Raw genomic sequence first — 25477 nt, forward strand, 5'->3', positions numbered from 1 at the left:
AGAACCGGGATACACTTGAAGGAATACGAGGTGGTTGTCTTGGTTTATATCGTATGGGCAGAAGCCCTGATCATTGTCGTGTTTACCGTGTTATTAATGAAAGATCTTCTTAAGAAAAAGGCAGCGGACGCTCCAACAGCTGCCGATCCCCCCGCAAGAAGCGGCCCCCCGTCGAAACAACCGTACGTACAAAGAAGCCTCCGGGTCGATGTACCCCATGTCGAAAGTAAAATCATCATCATTGATATCGATACCAAACGGTTCAAAGCCTTGAACCAGAAATACTTTATCAGCTACATCGAAAACATCAGCCTCACCGGATTGAAATTTTCATCACCGTACAACATCCCCATCCAGGAGAACATCACCATTGCGCTGCACTTTTTCTTGAACGACGAAGAGTTTGACCTGCAGGCCCGGATGGCCCGGAAACACGAGGAGTTATCAAGCTCCGCCGTTGTCTATGGGGTGGAGTTCATCGAAATCAGCGAAAAGAACCGGGAGCGCCTGGAGCGCATCCTGTATCAGCTGCAGATTGTGAAAAATAAAAAGGCACTCTGAATAGAACAAGCCCCCGGACACCCGGAGGCTCTTGCCTACTTCTCTTCGCTCAGCTCATAGTTTTCCAGCATATAGATCCGTTCCATCATTGTCGGATGCCCGTAGCGCAGGTACTTCACGAGCGCCGGTGGATCGACGTCACTCAAACCGTTGACGGTGAGCTCCTGGAAGGACCCGACGGCCGCTTCCGTATCCTGTGTCATCTCGATCGCATAACGGTCGGCATCCGCTTCCGCATTGCGTGATATCGCAAGCTCCACAGGACTTGCAAGGAAAGAGAGCAGCGTCAGGATCAAATAAAACATCGGCAGACTCGCGATGTCGGACACTTTCGTGAAGCCGAGCTTTTCCCCGTAGCGCCGCACCGCCCACCGCAGCAGGTGATAGGTCACCAGCAGTCCAAGGAAGGTGGCGAAGATGGCCCCGGCAAGATTCCAATACAGGTGGTTCATGACGTAGTGGCCGATTTCATGCGCCATGATGAAAAGCACTTCGTTTTCCTGAAGCCGGTTCAGGGTCGTATCCCATAAGACGATGCGGAGATTGGATCCGATGCCGTTCACATAAGCGTTCATGCTGTTCGTTTTCTCCGACATGTTCACTTCATAAACACGATCAGCAGGAATATCCGCTTCATCGGCGAGTGTGAGAATTTTTTCCTCGAGCTGTTTGTCCTGCAGTTCACCGAAATCATTATACAGCGGGTCGATGACGACCGGCTGCAGGTACATCATGAAAATGAGAAACGGGATCATCAGCAGCCAGGCGATCAGCCACCAGCGCTTTTCGAATTTTTTCATGAGGAAATATAAGACAGTAATGAGAACGGCCATGATGAGCCAGCCGATCCAGAAGCTGAGCAGCTCATCGCGCATCCAGCTTGAAAAGCTCTGGGTGGAAATGCCGTACTCCACCGACAAGCGCCGCTTTACGTAATCGATCGGGAATAGCAGGATCGATGTCAGCGTCGATAACAACAGCACAAACAACGGAATCTGGATGATGCGGAAGCGTGACACCTTCTCCCCGAACTGCTTGAAGACGATCGACGCGCCGAAAACCATCACACCGAGATAGACGATCCATTCCAACGGCTCGCCGAGAAAGGAGAGGAAGTTCTGATAGGTCGAGTATTCCTGACTGAGTTCAAGCTCCCTCGCGGTCATAAATGTCGCCGGATCGGCGGCGGTCCCTTCGTATTCCGGAGGCACGCCGGGGTTTGACCACTGGAAAAAATACAGGCCCAGCACCAGACTATAGAGGCCGTAGAGAATGAACGTCCATGTGATAAATTTTTTCTTCACTGCCTGCCCTCCCTGACATACGCATTCGTCATAGTGTACGAGCCCGCCCGTCCGCTTAGAACGTTTCCTTCAGGATCAGATGCATCAGATGATCTGGAATTTCCAGCAGCGACTTCTTAAGAAACGCCGGCTTCACCTCATGCAGGGACAGATCATCCAGAGCAATCCACTGATAGATAAGACGATCGCCTTCTTTACCGGAAAAAGGACCGGTCCTGAACTGTGGCTCCTTCGTTTCCAGCGCATAGTAAAAAGCCACCTCATGAAGCGCTTCCCCGCGGTGAGGGAAAAAGCTTTCGGCAATCCAGACCGTACGCTCGACCTCGACCTCCCAGCCGAGTTCCTCCCTCATCTCACGGATGATCGTATTCATCGAATCCTCGCCGAGCTCAATGCCACCACCCGGCAGGGACCAGTGGGCATCTTTCTTTTGTTTATGTAACAGCACATGCCCCTGCTCGATCAGTATGCCGGCGGCGCGGTGATTGAAAAACCGGCCGTCGCTGCGGAATCGTACATCCATCCGTCTGCCCCCTTTTTTCGTTAACAAATCCCATTCCTATTACTTACGCCGGACGGGGGCGGGAGTCCTTTATTTTTTTGGAGCAGCTGTGACTTAAATGAATATAAGGATTTCCACCTATTCAAGGATATATGGGTAAACAGAAGGCCGGCTGGTGCTCCCCTCCCTTTTTTCAGCATAAACCCCCCCAAAAAAAGGACGTTAAGACGGACGATCTTGTTTTGGAAAAAAATCGTTTATAATTGATTGTTTTCTCAAGGTTGTATGTCTCAGGCAAACCATAAATAATTAGATGATGGAAGTGTGGTTTAGAAGAGGAGGTGATATAACGTGAACTTTATAAAATATGGTGTCTTTCTTTTATTCGGTTCTTTTGTTCATTACAGTATAGTGATGATGTACAGCCAATGGCTCATGTTGCAGAACTTAGAGACTTTGGGGAGTGGCGGACCGATGGAGGCGCATGTCTTCACTGGCTTTCCCATGATATTCAGGACCGAACTCATCGTCGCAGCTGTACTGCTTGTCCTTGGTACCTACCAGATGTTGAAGAAAAATCGTTCGTAAAAAACCGGAGCAGCTTTTTGTTAAGTCCCCCACTTTCCGGGACTGAATCAATGTATCTTCCGGTTGTACAACAAGGAAGAATATCATGAAGAACTCTAACAGGTTGGAGATACGTTTACATAAGTTCAGATACAATAGCACTCATCATGACTGATGTTGCTGCTGTAAGAATGAAAGAATGCAGAACCCCCGGAAGCAGGTCGCTTCCGGGGGTTTCTCTTTACCAGATCTGTTCCACATATTCCGGGTGGTCGATGAACGGGTTGCGGTTGCCTTGATAGTCACTGAAAATGATCTCGTTCCGGTTACGCTCAAAGCTGTCGACCGGATCGCTCTCGTGCCACTGTTTCAATGTGGAAAGCTTCCCTAAGTATGGACCGCTCGTACCGGTGTAATCCGCAATTTCAAGGTCCAGTTCGCCCTGATCGCCTTCGTAGCGGACGGCCATATAGAAAATCATCCGGGCCACATCCCCTTTGACCTCATCACGGGGCTCCCAGGAGTCACTGTCTGAATACGTATCCGGAGCGTCGGCATAAGCGGATCCGCCATTATCAAAATCTAGGTTGCTGCGGGCAGAGTTCACCGATACATCGGTCGGACGCAGGTGATGAATGTCGGTGCCGGCTCCCATGCTTGTGCCGAAATCGCCGTGGGACTTCGCCCAGACGTGCTCGCGGTTCCAATCATCGACATACCCGCCGTTGTCATACTTGGACATCGAGTTCCCTGTATACAGGAGCAGGACATTGCCTGTGTTGCTCGGATCTTCATCAGTATGGCGAAGCGCATCCCATACGTCGGAATATGTAAGCTCATTGTGATCGTCGATGACGTTGTGCAGCTCCTGCTTCAATGCATCTCCTGTTAATCCATCCGCACTGCTGTAGTAGTCATCGGACGTCGAGCCGTCTCCGTCCCCGCTCCCGGTGTCGCCGCCGCAGTCGCCGGACGTTTTGGCGATCGAGCTTACGTATTCGACGCCTTCATGGCCGAAGTAGGCATCACGGGTGCCGTCCACGACGATTTTTTCACCCATCAATCCGGGGTTGTTCTGAAGTCCCCATTCATAGCGGTATTCAGAATCCAACTTGACCAGAATCATGTCATTCATATCCGTTTCACCGGCGTCATCCGCAAGCGCAAGAGCATAATTGGAGGAAAAATTGCTCTGCTCCACGGTCGACTGGGATACCGGAACGCCGACAATGTACCCTTCAACAGTCACATCGGTCCCGTTGGACGTCTGCATCGCTTCCTGGACAGACAGGTTTCCAGCGGCGCTTACAGCTGGTCCCCCGGTAAAAAAGACAAGACTAAAGACAATCAAAAATAATTTCTTCATCATGTACACTCCCTTGTTTGTCATGTGGCCTTACACCGCTTCTTTCCATATCGACCTTTGATTTCCTGCCTGAAACCGTGAAGTTAGCACGATTCTCACAGAGCGTTAACATCCGCTTCATAATGAGGACCTCCGGCGCATGACGTCCGAATCAGATTTCTTTTCTCCTGTCATAGGAACATCACGGGTACATATGTATAAAGGGTAAGCCATTGATTCCAAGGAGGAGATGTTCACATGAGTGAAAAGCGCAGCTCTAAGGAAAAAGACGGCTTCTTCAAGCAGGTGGCCAAAGAGGCCAACAACATCGTCCACCAGACGGTCGATTCGTCCGGGAAGGTCATCAAATCGATTACCGGTGAAGGCGGATTGATTGGCAAAACCGTCGATTCATCGGGGAACATCATTAAAAAAGCGTCCGAAAAAAGCACCGAAGCCATCGACAAAACGGTGGATACGTCCTCTGAGGCCTTCAAGAAAGTGAAAAATAAAACGTTCCCCCGCAAGGATAAGGAATAACTCCTGCCCCGCCGGCTTTCCGGCGGGTTATTTTTATTTTGTGAAATAGTGAGCAAAAGGGTTGTATTCTTCTTCGATCCGTCTTATAATACAATTACAGTTAACATGTGAAGTATTTCACATGAGCTTATAAGGAGGATCTATTCCATGAAGATTGCAGTAATTGGAAGTACCCACGCAGGAACCGCTGCGGTGACGAATATGGCGACCATGTATCCTGAAGCTCAGATTACCGTTTATGAACGAAACGATAACGTCTCCTTTCTATCCTGTGGACTCGCTCTCTATGTCGGCGGAGTCGTCGAAGACCCGCAGGGACTCTTTTATTCTTCTCCGGAGGAGCTGCAGAAGCTCGGCGTTACGATCCGGATGCAGCATGACGTGAAAGACATTGATGCTGAAGCGAAAACCATCTACGCTGAGAACCTTGTGACCGGTGAACATCTCACCGATTCCTATGATAAATTAGTGATCACGACCGGATCATGGCCGGTGACACCGCCGATCGAAGGCATCGATCTTGAGAACATTCTGCTTGCGAAAAACTACAACCAGGCGAATACCATCATTGAACGGGCTGCACACGCTGAAAAAGTGACTGTCGTTGGAGCTGGTTATATCGGTGTCGAGCTTGTTGAAGCCTTTGAAAAAGCAGGCAAAGAGGTGACATTGATTGATGGTGCCGACCGGATTTTGAACAAATATCTGGATGAGGCATTCACGTCCATCGTCGAAGAGGACTTCATAAACCGCGGCATGACGTTAGCGATGAATGAAACCGTCCAGCGGTTTGAAGGCAGCGACGGCCAGGTCGGGCGTGTGATCACGAACAGCAGAAGCTATGAGACCGATCTTGTCATCATGTGTGTCGGGTTCCGTCCGAACACCGATCTTGTCAAAGGAATCGTCGACATGCTCGATAACGGTGCAATCATCGTCAATGAATATATGCAGACGAGCCACCCTGATATCTTCGCAGCAGGAGACTGCTGTGCCGTGACGTACAACCCGACTGGAAAACATGCCTATATCCCGCTCGCAACGAACGCGGTCCGTATGGGAACACTCGCCGCCCGTAACATCATGGAGCCGGTCATGCCCCACGGAGGCACCCAGGGTACATCCGGGCTGCACATTTACGACTACAACATGGCATCCACAGGGCTGACAGAAACATCTGGTCAACTTTTAGATGTTCATGTGAAAAGTTTCACAATAGAAGATACTCACCGCCCGGCGTTCATGCCGACAGCGGAAAATGTGAAGCTGAAAGTGACGATCGATCCGGAAACAAGGAAGATTCTCGGCGCCCAGGTGCTGTCCAAAGCCGATGTGACGCAGTCCATCAATACGATGAGCGTCTGCATTCAGGCCGGGATGACGATCGACCAGCTTGCTTACGTCGATTTCTTTTTCCAGCCGCACTTCAACCAGCCGTGGAACTTCTTGAACAAGGCGGGGCTTGAAGCGCAGCAGGATTACAACCGGACACCAGCCCTCGTCTAAATGAATCAATCCCCCGTGCCCATTCACGGGGGTTTGTTCATTTTTTCTTACAGCCTTTCTGCCGGTTCGTCAACGTCCGTCGCAGATGATGACCGAGTTCATCCAGAGGGATATTGTCATTCATGTACGGATCGCGCTCATATAACTCCACACATTCACGTTCTGCAGCTGACGTACGCTCACCTGACCGGAATGGAATGACATCTGCGATCAGAGCCCACCTCCAAGTGTGTTGTAGTCTCTGTATACTCGCAAACCTTCCATTTCCAACCAGTAAATCGGCTGGGTCAGCCTATCCGTTCGATATCATCCAGCACGTCGTAAATCTCCTGCTCTGTCACATCATAATGGGTCACAAACCTTACCACATAAGGTCCGAACGGGACAGCGAGAATGCCGCGTTCCTTAAGCTTTTCAACGAATGCTGCAGCCGTCATTCCGGTCGCTGTGACATCAACTAGGACGATATTCGTTTCGACCGGAGCGGCCTCATACCCCGGTAAACGGGACATTCCATCAGCAAGCAGCCGTGCTTTTTCATGATCGTCCGACAGCCGCTCCGTCATTTCCGTCAATGCAATATAGGCAGGCGCAGCGATCATCCCGACCTGCCGCAGACCACCTCCGAGCCGCTTCCGCCATTTTCTCGCCTGACGGATAAACGAGGACGAACCGGCGATGATCGACCCCACAGGTGCGCCCAACCCTTTCGATAAACAGATCTGCACGGTATCCGTCCAATCAGCGTACGCTTTCACAGACTTCCCTGAGGCAGCTGCGGCATTGAACAGTCGTGCCCCGTCCAAATGAACCGGAATGCCGTGCTCCCGGGCCGTTTCGTAAACCCGGCGCATGTTTTCAAGCGGGACAACGGCTCCCCCTGCTTTGTTGTGCGTGTTTTCCAGACAGATCAAACCAGTTTCCGGAAAATGAATATCATCCGCACGGACAGCCGCTTCAATATCATCCGGGTTCATCACTCCCCGGTGGCCGACGATCGTGCGGGGCTGAACGCCGGCAAGGGCGGACATGGCGGCCCCTTCGTAGAAGAAAACGTGCGAGTCGGCTTCAAGAATCACTTCATTCCCCGGTCTTGTATGGGTCAAAACGGCAATCTGGTTGCCTTGGGTACCGCTTGTGACAAACAAGGCGTCTTCCTTTCCGAGTGTCGCAGCCGCTTCGGCTTCCAATTTTTTGACGGAGGGATCTTCTTCATACACATCATCCCCCACCTCCGCTTCATATGCGGCCCGGCGCATCGCTTCCGTTGGTTTGGTTACTGTATCGCTTCGTAAATCGATCATCGTCTCTCCCCTTTTTCTTCTATTGTATAGAAGGATCTGACAAAAAGGAAAGACAGGGATGTGAAAAAACAGTCAAAAATCGCTTGAAATCGCCGAGTTTTCAATAAATGTCACTTGCTGTGAAACGCTTCCACGTGCGATACTCTTTTTTATGGTTATACATTAAAGAAAGAAAGGACATTAAAAAAGTGGAACAGTTGACGCAACTTTTTAAAGATATAAACAGTGTTCTGTGGGGACCTGTCATGCTCGTCTTCCTTCTCGGAACCGGTGTATGGCTCACCTTCCAGCTCCGCTTCATCCAGGTGCGCTTCCTTGGTAAAGGCTTCAAGATTACCTTCGCACCGCTTTTCAAGAAGGAAAAACAGGAAGGCATCCATTCGTTCAAAGCGCTCGCCACGTCGATTTCTGCGCAGGTCGGAACCGGAAACCTGGCTGGTGTCGCCACAGCGATCGCTGCCGGTGGACCCGGTGCGATTTTCTGGATGTGGATCAGCTCGTTCTTCGGCATGGCGACGATTTTTGCCGAAGCGGTCCTCGCCCAGCTCTATAAGGTAAAGAAAAATGGATCCGTCCACGGTGGTCCGGCCTATTACATCCGTGACGGTCTTGGCAGCAAATGGCTGGCCGGCTTTTTCGCTGTAGCCATCATCATTGCGCTCGGCTTTGTCGGAAACATGGTGCAGTCCAACGCGATCGCTACAGCGATGAATCAGGCGCTGGATGCCTCCTCGTTCGGTCTCAATCTCGGTCTTGGTATTGTGATTGCTATTTTAATCGGTCTTATTTTATTCGGCGGGATTGACCGGATTTCCACCTTTGCCGGAAATGTCGTCCCCGTCATGGCGCTGTTGTACATCGGCGGAAGCCTCGTCATTATGGTGCAGTACTGGGATCAGGTGCTGCCGACGCTGCAGCTGATCGTGCAGGCTGCGATTAGTCCGGAAGCCGCCGGCGGTGGTGTGCTCGGTGCTACGGTGAAAGAAGCGATCCGGTACGGCATTGCCCGCGGCTTGTTCTCGAACGAAGCGGGTATGGGTTCCACCCCGCACGCCCATGCCGTCGCTCAAGTGAAGCGCCCGTCCCACCAGGGGCTGGTGGCCATGGTCGGTGTATTCATCGATACTGTGATCATCTGTACGATGACCGCCCTCGTCGTACTTGTAACCGATGCCCATCAAACAGGGCTTGAAGGAAGTGCGATTACGCAGGAAGGGTTCGCCCGCGGACTCGGTGAATTCGGTATTCCGTTCATCGCGATCTGCCTCTTGTTCTTCGCCTTTACGACGATCCTCGGCTGGGCCTTCTTCGGAGAGGTGAACGTGAAGTTCCTGTTCGGGGAAAAAGCCGTACCGGCCTACCGTGCGTTCGTGCTGCTGTTTATCGTCACAGGAGCCGTCGTCCAGGTGGAATTCGTCTGGCAGATGGCCGATACGTTCAATGCATTGATGGTGGTTCCTAACTTGATCGCTGTCCTTGCCTTAACGAAAATCATCAAAAAGACGTGGAACAGCGACCGTCTTCACTCCTGAAACAGAAAAAAGCCAGCCTGATGCCGGGCTGGCTTTTTTTCTATCCTCAGTGCGTTTGCTTTTTTCTTCCGGAACGCATGTGATAAAATGATTCTGATTTGGCTGGATCCTTTCGTGTGCTGTTTTTTGGTCGAAACTCGTATACGAAAAGGGGTCCTTCCAAGTCACCTTCACATGAATAACGCTCCATTGTATATCCCTCTTTCTATAACCGCTTTCAGTTAAGCTTTTCTTTCTTCCAGTGTAGAATAGGCTGCAGATGATTGATCCTCCGCTTTGCTTGTCCAATGTTCTTCAATTTCCTCGAGTGTTTTTCCTTTCGTTTCCGGAACGAGCTTCCAGACGAATAGGAAGGAAAGGACACACATCACGCCGTAGAAACCGTAGGCGACGCCTGCACCGATTTCAAGCAGCGACGGGAATGTGGATGAAATCAACAAGTTACTTCCCCAGTTTGCTACTACAGTAATCGCCATGACCTGTCCGCGAATCTTGTTCGGGAACAATTCCGATGCCAGCACCCAGACGAGCGGCCCGAAGGAAAGGTTGTAAAAAGCGACGTACAGGAGAATGAACAATAATGCGCCAAGTCCAAGTGAATCAGCGAAGGACAGGGCGGATATCCCGAACATCCCCACACCCATACCGACCGATCCGATCAGCAGGAGCGGTTTTCTTCCGACTTTTTCAACAAGCAGCAGCGCAATCAATACGAAAATGAAGTTGACGACACCAATCAGAACGGTCTGCATCATCGATCCGTCTGCCGATGCTCCCATGTTGGCGAAAATACGCGGCGCGTAGTACAGGATAACGTTGATACCGACGAACTGCTGGGCAGCAGCCAGTAAAATTCCGACGATGACGACAAGCTTGCCGTAGGAAAAGACGCGTGCTTTCTTCGTGCCTTCCTTCTGAACGGTTTCTTTGATCTCATCGAAGATCGCTTTCGCCTTTTCTTTTGAGCCGTTGACCTTCGTTAAAATATCCATCGCTTTTTCATCTTTGTTTTTCAAGATTAAGTAGCGCGGTGTTTCCGGTACTAAGAATAACAATCCGAAAAATAACAGCGCAGGGATGGCTTCAGAAGCGAACATATAGCGCCAGCCGATATCATGGATCCACGCGGTACTCTGTCCGGCAGCAATCCGCCAGTTGATGATATAGACGACGAGCATACCGAAAATGATGGCCAGGTTGTTCAGCGTCACCAGCTTGCCGCGGATCTTGGCCGGTGATGTTTCACTGATGTAAAGCGGTCCAAGACCGGAGGCCAGTCCGACACCAATCCCGCCGATAATGCGGTACAGGTTAAACATAATGAAAAGTCCGATGGATGGATCGCCTTTCGTGAAAAATAAAAATTCAGGATACGCCGAAAGCAGAGCGGACAAAAAGAACAGGACAGCGGCTGTAATGAGGGAATTCCTCCGTCCGATGCGGTTGGAAAGCACTCCGCTGATCAGTCCGCCGATGATACATCCGAATAAGGCACTGGAGACCGTCAATCCCTGGAACAAGCTGTTCAGGCCTAGACTGTCGATGAAATACACCTCAAGCGACTGCTCCGCACCCGAAATGACAGCCGTATCATATCCGAACAACAACCCGCCTAAAGCAGCGACGACAGATAAAAAGATCATATACTTCAAATGCTTTGTCATAATTACGTGAACCCCACCTTTATACGTAATGTGATATAGACAGCGCTTTCAAATTTCAAGTGGCTGTCAGCCTTTGACCTCTGCGCCTTCCCACTGCTTCAATTTCTTAAGTGACGTCTCGTAATAGCCGGTGACCACATCCAGATAATCAGCGCCTTTGACCGGTGTGAACGGATCCGGTCCTGCAGCGGTCATTTCCATGATGATCGGTCCTTGATAGCCGATGTCATCGAGTGCCTGAACCTGCTCTGCCAGATCGGCGCTGCCGTTTCCGACAGCCTGTCTGTTCGAGTCGGCGATGTGATAGACCCCAAGCTGGCGACCGGCTGCCTTCAACGCCCCGGCCGGGTTCTTTTCTTCAATATTCATATGGTAAGCATCAAGCAGCACCTTCAAATAGGAGCTCCTCACCGATTCAATCAGTTCCAGGGCTTCTTTTCCTGTAACGACCTGGTGGTTTTCATACCGGTTCAAGACTTCAAACACCACTTCCATGTTGTGGTCTTCCGCTTTTTTCATAATTTCAGAGGTGCTTTCTACAAGAAGCTGCCAGTCCTTCTCTTCATCGCCGCTGCCGCGGACTTTCCCGACGTCACCATGCAGGCAGATTCTGTCCGCACCGAGCTCATCGGCCCAGCTGATCAGATCCAGGAAGTATTGGACCGCTTCCTTTCTCACTTGATCTTCGGCACTGGATATATCGACATTGTCCGGGGTGATGGATAAAATTTTAAGCCCGTACCGGTCGAGAACACCCTTCAGCTCTTTCGGGTTCCGGGAGACATCCCCCTGTACTTCCACGCCGTCCACCCCTATGTCAGCAGCAAGGCGGCACTTCTTATCAAAATCGATATCTCCAAACGTCCATAAACACAAGCCGTAATCTCGATTCATTGGATTCCTCCGTTCTATAGTTCCCGTCTGTTCTATGTAAGACGGGCGGTTGATTCCCGTTCGATCAGCGACGGGGTGAGTACCAGCCGCTGTACGATTTTTTCTTCCTGCTCCTTCTTATTAAGGAGCTCTTCGACGAACAGCTCAATCGCTTTTTCCCCCATTTTCTGAGCCGGCTGGCCGATCGTCGTCAGCTGCGGATCGGTAACCTGGGCAAGGATGCTGTTATCAAACCCGATGACGGATAAATCCTCCGGCACCTTCAGCCCTTTTTCCTTGGCTGCCTGCAGAACGCCGACGGCCAGAATCTCGGTGGATGCAAAAATGGCTGTAGGAGCGCTTTCCTGTGACAGCAGATCAAGCGCCGCTTGTTTACTTTCGGCAAGCGAATGGGGAGCATAGCGTGTGAACGCTTCCGTCATAGGCACGCCGCAGGCCTGGAGGGCTTCTTTCAATCCATAAAAACGCTGTTTGATGGACGGTACATCTACATCCTCCATCAAGGCCGCCACCTGTTTGTGTCCAAGTTCAGCCAAGTGAGTTCCTGCATCATAGCCGCCCTGAAAATCATCCACCATCACCGAATGCGCTGGAAACTTAGGGACGTCCCTCGTCAGCAGTACAACAGGAACTTCACTTTTCTTCAGCTTGTTCAGCGCACGGCTGTTTTTCAAGCCGGTGGCGATAATCATGCCATCGAGGTATTTTTGCTGCAGCATCGTGATATATTCCTCTTCCTTATCCGGATCGTTGTCTGTACTGCAGATCATGACGTTGAAGCCTTTCTTCCGGCCGCTGTCCTCCACGGCTCTCGTCACTTCCGCCATGAACGGATTGGAGATATCCGGGATGAGGACACCGATCGTCTTCATTGCTTTTTGGACAGAAAGGACGACACTCGGCTTATAATCGAGCGCCTTGATGGCGTCGTATACCCGCTGTTTCGTTTTTTCGTTAATGTTTCCTTTTTCATTCAACACCTTGGATACGGTGGAAATCGATACGCTGGCTTTTTCTGCTACATCATAAATGGTGACTTTCATTATTTGCTGCCCCTTTCTCTCTGCTGCCTGAGTGAGGGCAGCTTATGGTTAAACGAGTGCTGGTTTTGGTATTTGAACAGGCTGATTCGTCTGGACGGATTCAATACAGGCAAGCGCAATCTTCAGTGCCCATCTGGCATCTTCAGCTGTCGCATAGGAAGGATGCTTGTGTACGACACCGTCGACGAAGGCCCGCAGCTCTTCTACATACGCCTCGAACAATAAATGCTGGTCATAACGGCTTGTATCATAGCTGACTCCGTCCTTATTATAACGTGTCATACTGGATTCGCGGATGCCTCCGGCTGTAATCATCCCGTCAGATCCGAAAACTTCGGCTCTGACGTCATATCCATACACAGCCTGGAAGCTTGCTTCTGCTGTTGCAATGGCGCCGTTATCAAACTTGATCGTCGCTACGGCTGTATCCAGCAGGCCGCTTTCCTTAAGGTCAGGACGGACAAGCGCATCAGCGGCCACATAGACTTCCACCGGCTGCGCGCCCGGGTTCAAGTAGCGGAGGGCGTCAAAATCGTGGATGAGCGTCTCCAGGAAAATCGTCCACTGCGGCTTCGACTCTGCTCCCTGAAGCTCCGGATCCCTCGTATTCGATTTCAGCAGCTGTGGTGTACCGATGTGACCTTCCGTTATCTCCCGGTGCGCAGCCCGGAAACCTTTTTCAAAACGACGGTTGAAACCAACTTGAAGGAATGTTTGATGCTCATCCGCCGCCTGAACGATTTCATCCGCTTCCTCCATTGTAATTGCCATCGGCTTCTCACAGAAAACCGCTTTCCCATGGCGGATGGCGGCAAGAACATTCGCAGCATGCGTTTTTGCCGGAGACACGATGACAACAGCCTCTACTTCAGGGTCCTTGATCAATTCCAAAGGATCGGTGTACACCTTCGCTGTTGTATTCAGCGTGTGGACAAGCTGCTCTGCTGCGTTGGGTACCGGATCTGCAACCGCATACAATTGTGCGCCGGGTAAACGCTGGGCTATGGTTTCTCCGTGAAAGGCCCCCATTCTTCCTGCTCCGATCAATCCAATGTTCAATGTATTCAAAACAAACGCCTCCTAGATAAATAAAATTTAGGAAAGAACTTTCCTTAACTTGGATTGTAAACCTTTTCATAAAGCTAGTCAAACAGAATTTTAAATTGTTTGAAAACTAAAAGTTTTATTAAAGAGCAAGAAGATTCGTTTAAATCAAGGGATAAACAACAACACAAGACGGAATATGTTTCATGAGGAAAGTTCTTTCCTTTTTTATGTGAATGTTTCCTAAGACATCGTTCATCACCCCTCCACATAAAACGACAAACCCGTGTCCTGTGACCAAGGATTTGTCGTTTCTTTGTAAAAATCGTTAAGAATGCAGGAATTCCCTTCTTACGCTCCGTATAACTGGTAGAGTAGAGAGGAGTGAAAATCATGTCTTTATTTTCAATCATACTCATGCTTCATATTGCCGCAGGGTTTACCGCGCTCACCGTATTCTGGATTCCCCTCGTCACGAAAAAAGGCGGCCGTGCGCACCGCAAAATCGGCTGGGTATACGTCTGGGCCATGTATACAGTCGCGGGCAGTGCGCTGTTCATGGGGTTGTACCGCCTGTTTATCGATCAGGAAAGATCATCAGCCGAACAGGCTTTTTCCTTTTTTCTTTTGTTTATCGCCGTCTTGAGTGCAGCGACAGCCTGGATGGGCATCCGTGTACTCCGCTTCAAACGCCGGACAGACGCTCACCGCAACCCTTATGATTTGGGGATATCCGGTCTGCTCGTCATCATGTCCCTCGTTACTATGGTGGTCGGCTGGATCGATGATTTTGCCCTGCTGAAATTTTTCCCGATCCTGGGCCTCGTGCTCGGATGTGGTCAGCTTTCCTATTGGCTCACCCCTCCCAAAACAAAAATGCACTGGTATTTTGAGCATTACGGAAACTTGATCGGCTGCTCAATCGCCACCATTACGGCTTTTGTCGTTTTTGGTGCTCCAAGATTATTGAATATCTCAAGTGTGAGCATCTGGCTCTGGTTTCTGCCGGCGGCAGTCCTGACTCCTCTGATTTACAGCTTCAATTTCTATTACCGCAGGAAATTCAATCTTCCAAGAGTTAAAAAGTCAGCCTCTTAAACAGGTACTCACGAATGACGTTAGCATTAGACATTTTTTTCACAGAACCGATGGAGAGAACGTTTGAAATTCATACACATGTGGAAAACAGCCACTAACGAAAGCAGTTACCCACAATTGTCCACAGACTTATGCACAAACCTTGTTAATTTTCTGATATTCACAGGCTCCCCTTAGATATAAACAGGTTATACACAGATTTTATCCACATATTCACATGGCTGATGGCTATATGGTATCGGAATATATGTTCCCTACCATATATGACAGTTATCCAGAACTCTATACACAGGCTGTGGATAATCATATGTTGAACAAAAGAGAAGAATGTCGATTCCTGACCATAAAAAGAGTACCTTCACAACGAAGGTACTCTTTTTCATGATTTATTCCTGTGAGCCGAGGGTAATGGATGTTGTCTGCTGCTGTCCATCACGGTAGTAGGTGATTTCCATCTCTTCGCCAGGATTTTTCTCATTGTACAAATACTTTCTGAGGTCAATGATATCCTCAACTGGTTCGCCATCAAGAGCGGTAATGACATCAAGTGGCTCCAGTCCGGCTTTTGCGGCTGGTGACATCTGCCGGATGCTGCGGATGTAAAGGCCGCCTTCCACGTCCTCAGGAAGGTTCAACGTATTGCCCCATTCGGATGTCGGCACTTCATTCAGGCCATAGGCTTCAATGCCGATATAAGGGCGGTCGACCTGCCCTTTCTGCTCCAGCTCATCGATGATCGGCTTGGCTGAATCGATCGGAATGGCAAAACCGATCCCTTCTACAGAGGACTGGGCAATTTTCATCGAGTTGATTCCGATCAGCTGTCCTTCGATATTGATCAACGCCCCTCCACTGTTTCCGGGGTTGATGGCGGCGTCGGTCTGGATGACTTCCGCCTGCCAGTCTTCCAGGCCGTCTCCGTTGAAATCCTGCGGAATGGCCCGTTCTTTTCCGCTGATGATGCCCTGCGTGACGGATCCGGCGAAACTCAAGCCGAGCGGGTTCCCGATAGCAATAGCCGGTTCACCGACTTTCAGATCTTCAGAACTGCCAAGCTCAGCCACCTGCTCCACCTGATCCCCCGGCATTTTCAATACTGCGAGATCTGTGAAGACATCGCCGCCGATCAATTCGGCTGTGATCCTTGTTTCATCGGCGAGCACGACTTCGATTTCACTGGCGCCTTCAATAACGTGGTTGTTCGTTACCACATAAGCGGTCCCGTCTTCCTTTTTATAAATGACACCGGAACCGACGCCTGCCTGTTGGGAGGAATCCTCTGCGCCTTCCTGCCAGAAATTCTCCCTCGTCTGCAGATTGACGACGCCGACAACCGTCGGTGTGACCTGTTCGACGACATCGGTAATCTGTGTCGTTACATCCACAGATACACTCTTCGTATCGCCGGTCAGGCCTTGGTTGTCCTCCACAAGGCCGCTTTCATCCTCCGGAATCGTCATATCGTATGGAAGCAGCTCGGTCTGAACGAGTGCCGGGAGAGCAAGCAGGACGAGCACAGCACCCAGAACACCTCCGACGATGGTCGGCATGACCCAGCGCCTGCGGGTTCTTTTCTGCTGTGTCTGGGGTGAATGGTCATCGTAATAACCCACTCCGCTTCACCTTACCTTTCCTTCGTTCCTATGAACTTCAATAGGTATTGTTCCCTTATGTTTAACTAAATCAAACCTTTTAAACCTCAAAAATCGGTGTGGCTTCAGCGGGATCAGTATCATACAGCGCTACTTTCGTGCCCAGCTCGAAACCACGCTCCTCAAGAATGTTGGAGACGGACATCCGGGCTAAGTCCTTCATATTGTTATCCAGACTCAGGTGGGCCAGGTAGATCCGCTTCGTCTGATCGGTGATGATATCCGTCAAGGCAAGCGCGGCATCTTCATTGGAAACGTGCCCGGAATCGCCGAGGATCCGCCGTTTCACATTCCAAGGATACCGTCCCATCCGAAGCATGCTGACATCATGATTGGATTCAAACACATAGGCGTCGGCGCCTTCCACTGTCTTTTTGATGCGCTCCGACACGTAGCCGAGGTCGGTGACCAGCGCCACTTTTTTCCCGTCCTGATGGAACGTATAAAACATCGGATCCGCCGCATCATGGGATACCGCGAAGCTTTCCACATCGATGCCCCCGAATGTCTGCACTTCCTCCATTCCGAAAAGGAACTTCTGGTCCAGAGACAGCTTGCCGATCTGCCCTTCCATCGCCTGCCACGTCTTCTCGTTGGCATAAACAGGCAGGTTGTAGCGGCGCGCCATGATGCCGAGCCCCTTAATATGATCACTGTGCTCGTGCGTGACGAGGATCCGCGACAGCGATGCGGGGTCGATGTCCACCTGCTCCATCAACCCTTCCATTTTTTTGCCGCTCAAGCCGGCGTCCACCAAAATCCGTTCGTCCCCTGATTCAATAAAAAACGCGTTCCCCGTACTGCCTGAAGCCAGTACACTAAAGCGTAAGGTCATGATGTAAGACACTCCATTTAATTGTTTTCACTTTCTTCGTTCTCCTCTGTCGTACTTTCTAATGGATTTTCCTGCAGATTGTACGTTTGTAACTCTTCTTCGATAAATTCTCCTTCTTCGACATCAATGACGCCGCCCGACAAAGCATAGACAAAGTGGCTGCGTTCTCCATTGACGGTCACTTTCCAGGCAGGGGCAAAGACCTGCTCCCCTTTTTCCTCACTCGGTTCAACAAAAATTTCTGTGTAATACCCGATGCTCATCGAGGTCACTTCGTCTCCGCTCTTCAGCATCCCCTGGTTACGGAGATTTCTCATTGCACTGAGGGGCGCTATAACCGCCCCGTCCTGTTCGGAATCAATGATCATTTCCCCTTCATTGAACGCAAGCATCGTCGCTACATAACCGGTAATCTCCCCGTCCTCAATCGAGACGAGCAGGGATCCGCTGTTATTGAAGTAGATCGTCCGGTCGTTGGCTTTCTGGAAAAACAGCGCTGCTCCTTTTTCTTCATTCCATCCCCAGAACGAATACTGGGAATAGAACGGCACGAGCGCCCGGACTTTTTCGATCAAATTATCCTTTGTGACAGGAACCGGCTCGTCCAGTTCGACTTTCAGTACTCGGTTTTCATTCAGCACTTCGACGGTCTGGTTTTCTTCGTCCATATCTTCGATCTGTCCAAGAATTTCATCAGAGAACGTGCTGCCTGAGGACTTGATCGTCGACACTTCTCCCGGCTCCTGCGGGTTGGCGTCATCGGCGATCGTTATGCCATCTTCTTCAAGCTCGGTTTCAATATTTTCTTCAGCTGTTGAAATCTGTCCCAGAACATCCTGCGACTGTTTGGTGATAAACTGCTGCAAGAGGAAAAGGTCGAGAATCAAGAAGCTGAGGATGAACAACAATTTTATCTGGCCCCACTGCATTCGTTATCCCGCCTTCCTCTTAAGGTGCCGCGTCGCCATTCGGCATCGGCTCTTCCTTGAATAATGGTGCCCAGCTTTCGGATTCCGTTTCGATATACCATTCCGGTATCAAGTTGTACGCCAGATTGTTCGTCTGCTCTTCCAACGTGTAGCGAATCCCGATATTTTTGATGCTGTTGAAGTCATACGTGTTGGAATTCTGTACTTGATTAATGACTTCATCGACAGACTGCAGTTCAGCCATGGAATCTGTTTCATACGGCGTCCGTACGAACTTGATCAGCGGCCGGTCGTAGCTTTGGATGTCACTATCCTCATACGTCATGGATATCTGCGCGAACCCTTCTGTAGCCTCGTCTTCCATGACCGGGAATTCATTGAAATACATCCGGTATTTCAGTTCATCCAGCCCGGTGGATAAGGATTCGATCCTGAATTCATTTGTCCAGCCAAGATGACTGTTGATGTCCTGCACACTTTTCGTCAGCAGGTCATATTCGGTCATCCCGGATTCATTGATACTCTTCGTTGTTAAAAATAGAAACTCCATCAGCCGGTCATCCATTTTCTGATCCAGCCTCCGGTCATTCGTTTTCGTCCGTTTGATTCCTTCTCCCGCCTCATAGAAGATGGTGCTGGATGGCGAAGGGAACAAATCATTCTGCAGCGGTGTGACCGGCACAGCCGTCGTCTGCAGGACGACCTGAGGCACAGAAATATCATCCTTCGGCAGATAGATATGATTGGCGCCGGTATTCGCGGCGTCGACGGCCGGCATTTCATCGGCAAGACGGACAATTTCCGTCAGGTCGTTCCGATCTTCGAACGCCTTCAGTGCTTTGTCCCCTGCACTCGCATTGACACTTGCCTTCAAGGTGACTTCATCCCCCTGGCTGCCGGCCTGGACGAACCAAAGCTCATAAGTAGAGGAAGAGCGTTCCTCATTTTGGATAAGGAATACCCGTTCAAAATTCTTATTGATATTATCAAGAATGACATTGTTGTTGACGGTAAACAGGTCTTTGATCACTTTTAACGGAAGAGAGGTCGGAAAAATGACTTCTACACCTTTTTCGATCGTATTCAGATCGATTTCACCGGGTGTTGTATCAAAATTGGATAACGACCATTTTTTGAATTGGTCATTAAAGCTCGTCTTTCCATTCGGTTCAGGAAATGTGAAGTGTCCTTCATTTTCATGATAGACGACCAGTTCAGGAATCAATAACTCGGAAAGATCCTTTTCGGTGCCGAGGCCTTCCAGCTTGTTGTCGGCTGTGCTTCCACCCTCTTCCAACGTTTCCGAAGCCGGCTGGTAACTCCAGAGGGCGACGGTCAACACGAGACTGAAGGCAATCAGAATAACGAGAATGATTGACTTCAACGTTTCTCTATTCATGATTTATCCCTCCGCTTCTGACTCATGAGCGGGAGGGTAAAGTAAACGGTTGTTCCTTTCCCTTCACGGCTTTCCGCCCATATTTTCCCGTGGTGGGCATCAATTATTTCCCGGGCAATTGCAAGACCAAGACCAGTACCGCCCATTTCCCGGGCCCTTGATTTATCTACACGGTAAAAGCGGTCGAAGATTTTATCGACCGTATCCGGCGGCATCCCGATGCCTTCATCGGTAATGCTGACACGCAGCTGTTTCCGCGTTGAAGAGGCTTCAAAGGTAATCCGCCCGCCTTCCGGGGAATACTTGATGGCGTTGGAAATCACATTATCCAGCACCTGGGTGATTTTATCCTTATCGATCCATACATGCATCTTTTTCTTCGTCAGGCTGCGGACGAAGTTCACTTTATCATCCTTGTTCATTTCAAAGCGCTCGATAATGCTTTCATAGAAGCTGACGAATTCCACCCGTTCTTTCATAAGGGTCGTTTCTTTATGATCCATTTTCGTCAGCTGGAGCAGATCGTTGACGAGCCGGATCATCCGGTCCGTTTCATTCTGGGTGACATCAAGGAAGCGCGGAGCGATCTCCGGATCCTGCCATGCTCCATCGTTCAGTGCTTCGATGTAGCTGCGCATCGTCGTCAATGGTGTGCGGAGTTCGTGGGAAACATTGGAAACGAATTCGCGGCGCTCCTGCTCGACGCGCTGCTGCTCGGTAACATCACTGATTACCGTGATGAATCCGTCCATTTCATTGTTTTCATCCTCCACCACCGAGAAATTCGCTTTCAATAACAGATGATCATCGTCGTTGCTCAAATCGATAATCATCGAGTTGGTTTCTTCGACTTCGTCCATTTCTTCAATCTGGTCGCTCAAATCGAGCACATCGATGAGCGACTGCCCCTGGATATCCTCAAAGCGCTGGCCGACCAACTTGGAAGCCGGCGCGTTCATTAAAATTATCGCGCCCAGCCGGTCCGTGGCAATGACGCCGTCCGACATGTTGGAAAGCACGGAACTCAGCTTCCGCCGCTCTCCTTCGGTAGTCGCCTGAGCCAGCTTCAATTTATCATTCATATCGTTGAACGCATGCCCCAGTTCGCCGATTTCATCATTTCCCCGGACATTGACCTTCTGGGAAAAGTCACCCGTCGCCATAATCTGGGCCTGACGCTTCATTTCCGTCAGCGGCTTCGTAATGGTCCGGGCCACCAAAATCCCGAGCAGAGCCGTTACGACGATGGCTAAGACCGTCCCTTTGGCAAAAATACTGCTGATCTCCTGCATCTGTGTCGAGATTTCATCCCCGTAGATTTCATAATGGAGAAGACCGAGGACTTCCTCGCCCGTTTCATCGGTGATCGGGCGCGTGCCTACATACACGCGGTCATTGCTGCCCTCTTCCCGCTTGAACTTCGGTTCGGTCGCCTCACCGATAACCAGCACGTTAGTCAGCTGGTAATCCGTGACCTTTTTTCCGATATCCGATGAATCATCCCGGTTGCCGACCGAGGCGATGATGTTGGAGTTGCTGTTCAAAATCTGCAGTTTGCGGGGATTGATGCTCTGCGTTTCTTCTATAAAGTCACTGATCAGCCCCTGCACTTCATCCTCCAGTGTCGGGCTGTCTTCGTCCCGTTCGGCGTTAAACGCATTCTGCAGGCTGAAAGTCAGAGAATTCAGCTGGTTATCGATGGAACTGGTGAAATTGCTTGTCAGCTGATTATCAAGCTGACCAACAAAATAGGCCCCAATCACTTGGATGCCTAATAATAAAAGCAGTATATAAACAACAATCAGCTTCAGCCGGACCGACTGAAAGAAACCCACTTTCTTCATAAAGTCAGTCCTGCTCTGGATTTCTCAAATAGTAGCCGACCCCTCGTCGTGTCACGATCCACATCGGGTTACTCGGGTTCTCCTCAATTTTTTCACGGAGACGGCGGACAGTCACATCAACGGTACGGACATCACCGTAGTAATCGTAACCCCATACGGTTTCAAGCAGGTGTTCACGCGTCATCACCTGTCCGATATGGCGGGCTAAGTAGTGAAGCAGCTCGAATTCACGATGGGTAAGCTCGATATATGTCCCATCACGCGTCACCGTATAAGCATCCGGATGGATCGCCAGGCGGCCGATTTCAATATCCTTCGTCTGCTGGGAGGAATCCTCGGGCTCCTGCTGCTGGCGGCGCAGGTTCGCTTTGACACGGGCAATCAGTTCACGGTTGCTGAACGGTTTCGTTACATAATCATCCGCACCCATTTCCAGTCCGAGCACTTTATCAATTTCAGCGTCTTTAGCCGTCAGCATGATGATCGGCATATTGTGGCGCTTACGCACTTCCCGGCACACTTCATTGCCATCTTTATTCGGAAGCATAATATCAAGCAGAATCAGTTCCGGCTCTTCCTCATCCGCTTTAGCGATCGCTTCGTCCCCATCATAGGCACACACGACTTCATAGCCTTCCTTCTCAAGGTTGAACTTCAATATATCAGCAATTGGTTTTTCATCGTCTACAACTAAGATCTTTTGAGCCATCTTGTCTCATCCCTTTCATCGACTTCTGTTCTTTCCCTCATTTTAACTTATTTCCTGCTAAATGTCTTATTTCATCTGAAGACACGACAGGAAATCATCCGTTCATCCTATCTATAGGCCTCCATGATTAGTCATTCCCATGAAAAAAGCCGCTATGACTCTGCATAGCGGCTTTTCATTATTGAGATACGTGGGAAAGCGGGTTTTCCAGGCCGCCATCCTTATGCACTTCAAAGTGGAGATGGACACCGGTGGAATGGCCGGTCGTTCCCATATCCCCGATTTTTTCACCCTGCTGAACCTTGTCCCCTACCTGGACATCGATGGAAGACAGGTGGGCATACAGTGTCTCATAGCCGTTGCCATGATCAATGACGACTTTGTTTCCAAAGCTCTCCTGGTAACCGGCTTCGGTCACCTTCCCGTGATCGGCGGCTTTGATGGTCAGATCGGAAACGCCGGCGATATCGATCCCTTTGTGATAACGCCCCCAGCGTTCTCCCTGTTTACTCGTAATGACTCCTCCGACTGCCGGCCACACAAATTTCCCGGATCCGGTGGATGGCGACGGCTTCGTGCCTTTCAACACGACTTGTGTGACGGGATCCTCGACGACTTCCTCTTCAAGGACTTCCTCCTCTGTGGTCTCGCCGTTTTCCGTCACCGTCTGAATCAAGGTTTCCTTCTTCCCATCCTGTCCTTCTTGATGGATTTCCGTTTCTCCTTCATACAGGGCATCCGTATTCCGGACTTCGACCTTGTGGGCAATCATTTCTGCTTCCCGTTCCTGTTCGGTTACGATCACATCGACCAGCGGTTCGCCGCTGCTCAGCGACACCTGCTCTGACATGTTACCGGTTTGAATGCGGTCCACCGTCTCCTCTACGGTATTGATGGACGAAGGAGCCGCTTGAACAGGGGCATAGTCGATCACACCATTGACGTAGACGTTTTCAAGTTCTGTTGCGCCGGCAGACACGTCCTCTTCCTCCGAGCCGCGCTCGTCATTGACGTATTCCGCTTTTAACGTCTCCATCACTTCCTCTACATCTCCGGCCTCCGGAAGGTAAGCGATGGACTGCCCATTCACTTGGACTTGTACCGCTTCCACCGCGTACGACACGTCCTGCTCCAGGCGTTCAAGCACCTCTCCCTCGTCTGCTTCAATAGAAAAGACGCGCTCCGGCTTGAATGTAATATCTTCAGCCACCGTCAAGTTCCAATCCTCATGTTGCTCTTCCTTCTGTTTCACCAATGCTTCCAGTTCATCCTGAACGACAGCTTTCTCTGTCACGGTACCGATCTCCCGGCCATCCATCTGGACGTGATAAACGGTCTGCATGGACTGCTCTGCATAAACCGTTCCGACTCCGAGTACAGCGATTCCAATTCCCGTGATGACAACCTTCTTCCACATGTTTCCTTCCCCCTGGATTTTTATGTGTATCGATCTATAAAAAAATGTAAAATTCACTTTCATTAATCTATCATAGCCAAACTTTTAATAAAATAGATTTTAAAACTTGTAAAAAAGATATAATTTTCCTGGCAATTTTACGAAATAGATAACAATCTTATATATATTGATATAAATTAGCATCAAAATGAGGATGTGGAAACACGGATAATATTTTCCTGTAAATGAACACAAAAAAGCCTGTAGAGGAACATAAAGTTCCTCTACAGGCTTTTTAAAGAAGTGGCTCGGGACGGAATCGAACCGCCGACACACGGATTTTCAGTCCGTTGCTCTACCGACTGAGCTACCGAGCCCTAGGAAGATGAAATTTTTCAAAACCGATGAAGCTCCTGCAATTACCGAGCTTTCGACTTCTTCTTTCCATTACTGAATCACATTACGTGTGAATTCGACTACACAGAATGATATAATGAAAATGGCGGTCCGGACGGGACTCGAACCCGCGACCTCCTGCGTGACAGGCAGGCATTCTAACCAACTGAACTACCGGACCAATACGGCTCGTTCACCGCAACGATATCTATCGTACCACACGGTCAAAGGGGAAGCAATAGTAAATTTCATAGAATGTAAGATATTCTTCAGTCCTTTGTCTGAACAGCTGCCATTATACATAGAAAGGAGGATCTCGTTGACGAGGATATGGTTCCGCTATCTGGTTTACGCCCTTATCTTTTTATTGGTATCGTTCATTGCCTATCTGAAGCTGAATCCGCCGCTTGAGCACGGATCGATTGGATCGACAGAGGACAAACAGTCGGTCATTGTTGCTTTAGGAAACAAAAGCATGCTGGGAAGTATCCACATTACGGATGTTTCCATTAATGATGATGAAGCTCCTTCCCACGTGAATGTTCAGATCAGCGACACAGAACAAGGTTTCACCCTTACGGATACACATGCGCTCCTCGGTGAGAACCAACGCACGCAGGATTTCGCCTCATTCTCACTAGGACCCGATACCTCTCCTCTTGCTGCTAAAACCGTTGCCGCTGCCACTGATCCAGCCCCTGCCACCATCTATGGCCTGAGCATTGCCGAAGAAACAACCATCAGCAAAATTAAAGTGACATACCGGTACTTCGGGTTGATCTTTTCAAAAACGATTCACGTATAAGAAGGAACCGGACCTCAGCGAAGGCCCGGTTTTTCTTTTGCTTCCATTTCATCCAAAAGCTGGTGCGGATCCGAAGAGGCTGCCATCAAGTCCTGGTGCTCCTCTTTCACGAATCCGGCCTGGACACTGTGTTCCACGAGCTTCATCACGGGGGTATAGTATCCTTCAATGTTGAAGAGGGCGACAGGCTTTTGATGAATGCCGATTTGTGCCCAGCTGACCGTTTCAAACAATTCCTCAAGCGTGCCGAAGCCGCCGGGAAGAGCGATGAATCCATCGGCCAGTTCACTCATTTTCGTTTTTCGCTCATGGAGAGTGTCCACTTCAATCATTTTCGTAATATCCGGGTGGGGAACTTCTTTATCAAAAAGATGCGTCGGCATGACGCCTGTAACGGACCCGCCATGTGCAAGGACTTCATCAGCCGCAGCGCCCATCAGACCGCTCCGGGCTCCTCCGTAGACGAGTTCAATCCCACGGGAAGCGAGGGCCTGTCCCAGAATTTTTGTCTGTTCAGCGAAGACCGGGCTGCTTCCGGCACTTGACCCGGCAAAAATACAAATGCGTTTCACATGAAACACTCCTTTCCTTTATCGTTATCCTATACA

23 protein-coding genes and 2 tRNA genes are annotated in these 25477 nt (G+C 50.0%); 7 read left to right on the plus strand and 18 right to left on the minus strand.

Annotated elements, in window-relative coordinates:
- Positions 1–39: 39 nt before the first annotated feature.
- Positions 40–561: a PilZ domain-containing protein gene (locus ACXAD6_RS18110; RefSeq protein ID WP_474970104.1), complete on the plus strand. Its 522-nt coding sequence runs from the start codon at positions 40–42 to the stop codon at positions 559–561.
- A 35-nt stretch (positions 562–596) separates the two neighbouring features.
- On the opposite strand, the gene ACXAD6_RS18115 is transcribed toward ACXAD6_RS18110, so the two are convergent.
- Together ACXAD6_RS18115 and ACXAD6_RS18120 are read right to left on the minus strand one after the other, a co-directional pair.
- A complete protein-coding gene (locus ACXAD6_RS18115; protein WP_474970105.1) occupies positions 597–1865 on the minus strand; it encodes a M48 family metallopeptidase in 1269 nt (422 codons plus the stop codon).
- 55 nt (positions 1866–1920) lie between these two features.
- Positions 1921–2388 (minus strand): NUDIX hydrolase, encoded by a 468-nt coding sequence (locus tag ACXAD6_RS18120; protein ID WP_474970106.1) that lies wholly within the window; start codon positions 2386–2388, stop codon positions 1921–1923.
- 330 nt (positions 2389–2718) lie between these two features.
- Between ACXAD6_RS18120 and ACXAD6_RS18125 the strand changes: the two genes are divergently transcribed.
- The gene (locus ACXAD6_RS18125) at positions 2719–2955 is read left to right on the plus strand and encodes a hypothetical protein (protein WP_160890064.1); all 237 of its coding nucleotides are present in this window, start codon (positions 2719–2721) and stop codon (positions 2953–2955) included.
- A 220-nt stretch (positions 2956–3175) separates the two neighbouring features.
- On the opposite strand, the gene ACXAD6_RS18130 is transcribed toward ACXAD6_RS18125, so the two are convergent.
- Positions 3176–4300: an endonuclease gene (locus tag ACXAD6_RS18130; RefSeq protein ID WP_474970107.1), complete on the minus strand. Its 1125-nt coding sequence runs from the start codon at positions 4298–4300 to the stop codon at positions 3176–3178.
- A gap of 237 nt (positions 4301–4537) precedes the next feature.
- Between ACXAD6_RS18130 and ACXAD6_RS18135 the strand changes: the two genes are divergently transcribed.
- Both ACXAD6_RS18135 and ACXAD6_RS18140 read left to right on the plus strand, forming a co-directional pair.
- The gene (locus tag ACXAD6_RS18135; protein ID WP_027955925.1) at positions 4538–4819 is read left to right on the plus strand and encodes a hypothetical protein; all 282 of its coding nucleotides are present in this window, start codon (positions 4538–4540) and stop codon (positions 4817–4819) included.
- A 147-nt stretch (positions 4820–4966) separates the two neighbouring features.
- Positions 4967–6325, plus strand: a complete 1359-nt coding sequence (locus ACXAD6_RS18140; RefSeq protein WP_474970108.1) for an FAD-dependent oxidoreductase — start codon at positions 4967–4969, stop codon at positions 6323–6325.
- A 287-nt stretch (positions 6326–6612) separates the two neighbouring features.
- Here the strand turns inward: ACXAD6_RS18140 and ACXAD6_RS18145 are convergent, their stop codons facing one another.
- Positions 6613–7629 carry a threonine aldolase family protein gene (locus ACXAD6_RS18145; protein WP_474970109.1) on the minus strand — a complete coding sequence of 339 codons (1017 nt, stop codon included), beginning with the start codon at positions 7627–7629 and terminating at the stop codon, positions 6613–6615.
- Positions 7630–7817: 188 nt separating this feature from the next.
- On the opposite strand from ACXAD6_RS18145, the gene ACXAD6_RS18150 reads away from it, so the two are divergent.
- Positions 7818–9161: an alanine/glycine:cation symporter family protein gene (locus ACXAD6_RS18150; RefSeq protein ID WP_474970110.1), complete on the plus strand. Its 1344-nt coding sequence runs from the start codon at positions 7818–7820 to the stop codon at positions 9159–9161.
- Between the two features lie 221 nt (positions 9162–9382).
- On the opposite strand, the gene xylE is transcribed toward ACXAD6_RS18150, so the two are convergent.
- The 4 genes from xylE to ACXAD6_RS18170 all read right to left on the minus strand — a co-directional run bounded on the left by xylE (position 9383) and on the right by ACXAD6_RS18170 (position 13830).
- Positions 9383–10825: a D-xylose transporter XylE gene (xylE, locus tag ACXAD6_RS18155; protein ID WP_202411455.1), complete on the minus strand. Its 1443-nt coding sequence runs from the start codon at positions 10823–10825 to the stop codon at positions 9383–9385.
- 66 nt (positions 10826–10891) lie between these two features.
- Positions 10892–11719, minus strand: coding sequence for a sugar phosphate isomerase/epimerase family protein (locus tag ACXAD6_RS18160; protein WP_474970111.1), 828 nt, complete (start codon positions 11717–11719; stop codon positions 10892–10894).
- A 32-nt stretch (positions 11720–11751) separates the two neighbouring features.
- The gene (locus tag ACXAD6_RS18165) at positions 11752–12762 is read right to left on the minus strand and encodes a LacI family DNA-binding transcriptional regulator (RefSeq protein WP_474970112.1); all 1011 of its coding nucleotides are present in this window, start codon (positions 12760–12762) and stop codon (positions 11752–11754) included.
- A gap of 48 nt (positions 12763–12810) precedes the next feature.
- On the minus strand, positions 12811–13830 hold the full coding sequence (locus ACXAD6_RS18170; RefSeq protein ID WP_474970113.1) for a Gfo/Idh/MocA family oxidoreductase: 1020 nt from the start codon (positions 13828–13830) through the stop codon (positions 12811–12813).
- Between the two features lie 369 nt (positions 13831–14199).
- Here ACXAD6_RS18170 and ACXAD6_RS18175 point away from each other — a divergent pair, with 369 nt between their 5' ends.
- Positions 14200–14904: a DUF2306 domain-containing protein gene (locus tag ACXAD6_RS18175; protein ID WP_474970114.1), complete on the plus strand. Its 705-nt coding sequence runs from the start codon at positions 14200–14202 to the stop codon at positions 14902–14904.
- 386 nt (positions 14905–15290) lie between these two features.
- Here ACXAD6_RS18175 and ACXAD6_RS18180 read toward each other — a convergent pair whose 3' ends face one another.
- The 9 genes from ACXAD6_RS18180 to ACXAD6_RS18220 all read right to left on the minus strand — a co-directional run bounded on the left by ACXAD6_RS18180 (position 15291) and on the right by ACXAD6_RS18220 (position 24245).
- Entirely contained in the window at positions 15291–16517 is a 1227-nt protein-coding gene (locus tag ACXAD6_RS18180) for a S1C family serine protease (protein ID WP_474970115.1), read from the minus strand.
- A 79-nt stretch (positions 16518–16596) separates the two neighbouring features.
- Positions 16597–17391, minus strand: a complete 795-nt coding sequence (locus ACXAD6_RS18185) for an MBL fold metallo-hydrolase (RefSeq protein ID WP_027955913.1) — start codon at positions 17389–17391, stop codon at positions 16597–16599.
- A 17-nt stretch (positions 17392–17408) separates the two neighbouring features.
- A complete protein-coding gene (gene yycI, locus ACXAD6_RS18190; RefSeq protein WP_027955912.1) occupies positions 17409–18320 on the minus strand; it encodes a two-component system regulatory protein YycI in 912 nt (303 codons plus the stop codon).
- Positions 18321–18339: 19 nt separating this feature from the next.
- Positions 18340–19719 carry a YycH family regulatory protein gene (locus ACXAD6_RS18195; RefSeq protein WP_474970116.1) on the minus strand — a complete coding sequence of 460 codons (1380 nt, stop codon included), beginning with the start codon at positions 19717–19719 and terminating at the stop codon, positions 18340–18342.
- The gene (gene walK, locus ACXAD6_RS18200; protein ID WP_474970117.1) at positions 19716–21563 is read right to left on the minus strand and encodes a cell wall metabolism sensor histidine kinase WalK; all 1848 of its coding nucleotides are present in this window, start codon (positions 21561–21563) and stop codon (positions 19716–19718) included. Before walK ends, ACXAD6_RS18195 begins: the two co-directional genes overlap by 4 nt.
- A 4-nt stretch (positions 21564–21567) precedes the next feature.
- Complete coding sequence (gene yycF, locus ACXAD6_RS18205) at positions 21568–22272, minus strand: response regulator YycF (protein ID WP_027955909.1); 705 nt, start codon at positions 22270–22272, stop codon at positions 21568–21570.
- Positions 22273–22450: 178 nt separating this feature from the next.
- Positions 22451–23689, minus strand: coding sequence for a peptidoglycan DD-metalloendopeptidase family protein (locus tag ACXAD6_RS18210; RefSeq protein ID WP_474970118.1), 1239 nt, complete (start codon positions 23687–23689; stop codon positions 22451–22453).
- Positions 23690–23972: 283 nt separating this feature from the next.
- Positions 23973–24045 (minus strand) — tRNA-Phe (locus tag ACXAD6_RS18215).
- A gap of 123 nt (positions 24046–24168) precedes the next feature.
- Positions 24169–24245: transfer RNA gene (locus ACXAD6_RS18220), tRNA-Asp, on the minus strand.
- A 138-nt stretch (positions 24246–24383) separates the two neighbouring features.
- On the opposite strand from ACXAD6_RS18220, the gene ACXAD6_RS18225 reads away from it, so the two are divergent.
- Entirely contained in the window at positions 24384–24869 is a 486-nt protein-coding gene (locus tag ACXAD6_RS18225; RefSeq protein ID WP_474970119.1) for a hypothetical protein, read from the plus strand.
- A gap of 14 nt (positions 24870–24883) precedes the next feature.
- On the opposite strand, the gene ACXAD6_RS18230 is transcribed toward ACXAD6_RS18225, so the two are convergent.
- The gene (locus ACXAD6_RS18230; protein ID WP_474970120.1) at positions 24884–25441 is read right to left on the minus strand and encodes an LOG family protein; all 558 of its coding nucleotides are present in this window, start codon (positions 25439–25441) and stop codon (positions 24884–24886) included.
- Positions 25442–25477: the final 36 nt, after the last annotated feature.

The sequence above is a fragment of the Halobacillus sp. ABH2_015 genome (assembly GCF_056158945.1).

Bases quoted from the DNA above. Each gene is read 5' to 3' on its own strand.
- yycI (WP_027955912.1), bottom strand. From the start codon at position 18,320: ATGCAGTGGGGCCAGATAAAATTGTTGTTCATCCTCAGCTTCTTGATT.
- ACXAD6_RS18185 (WP_027955913.1), bottom strand. From the start codon at position 17,391: ATGACCTTACGCTTTAGTGTACTGGCTTCAGGCAGTACGGGGAACGCG.
- ACXAD6_RS18140 (WP_474970108.1), top strand. From the start codon at position 4,967: ATGAAGATTGCAGTAATTGGAAGTACCCACGCAGGAACCGCTGCGGTG.
- ACXAD6_RS18160 (WP_474970111.1), bottom strand. From the start codon at position 11,719: ATGAATCGAGATTACGGCTTGTGTTTATGGACGTTTGGAGATATCGAT.
- ACXAD6_RS18145 (WP_474970109.1), bottom strand. From the start codon at position 7,629: ATGATCGATTTACGAAGCGATACAGTAACCAAACCAACGGAAGCGATG.
- xylE (WP_202411455.1), bottom strand. From the start codon at position 10,825: ATGACAAAGCATTTGAAGTATATGATCTTTTTATCTGTCGTCGCTGCT.
- ACXAD6_RS18130 (WP_474970107.1), bottom strand. From the start codon at position 4,300: ATGAAGAAATTATTTTTGATTGTCTTTAGTCTTGTCTTTTTTACCGGG.
- ACXAD6_RS18195 (WP_474970116.1), bottom strand. From the start codon at position 19,719: ATGAATAGAGAAACGTTGAAGTCAATCATTCTCGTTATTCTGATTGCC.
- ACXAD6_RS18120 (WP_474970106.1), bottom strand. From the start codon at position 2,388: ATGGATGTACGATTCCGCAGCGACGGCCGGTTTTTCAATCACCGCGCC.
- ACXAD6_RS18175 (WP_474970114.1), top strand. From the start codon at position 14,200: ATGTCTTTATTTTCAATCATACTCATGCTTCATATTGCCGCAGGGTTT.
- walK (WP_474970117.1), bottom strand. From the start codon at position 21,563: ATGAAGAAAGTGGGTTTCTTTCAGTCGGTCCGGCTGAAGCTGATTGTT.
- ACXAD6_RS18165 (WP_474970112.1), bottom strand. From the start codon at position 12,762: ATGAAAGTCACCATTTATGATGTAGCAGAAAAAGCCAGCGTATCGATT.
- ACXAD6_RS18135 (WP_027955925.1), top strand. From the start codon at position 4,538: ATGAGTGAAAAGCGCAGCTCTAAGGAAAAAGACGGCTTCTTCAAGCAG.
- ACXAD6_RS18210 (WP_474970118.1), bottom strand. From the start codon at position 23,689: ATGTGGAAGAAGGTTGTCATCACGGGAATTGGAATCGCTGTACTCGGA.
- yycF (WP_027955909.1), bottom strand. From the start codon at position 22,272: ATGGCTCAAAAGATCTTAGTTGTAGACGATGAAAAACCAATTGCTGAT.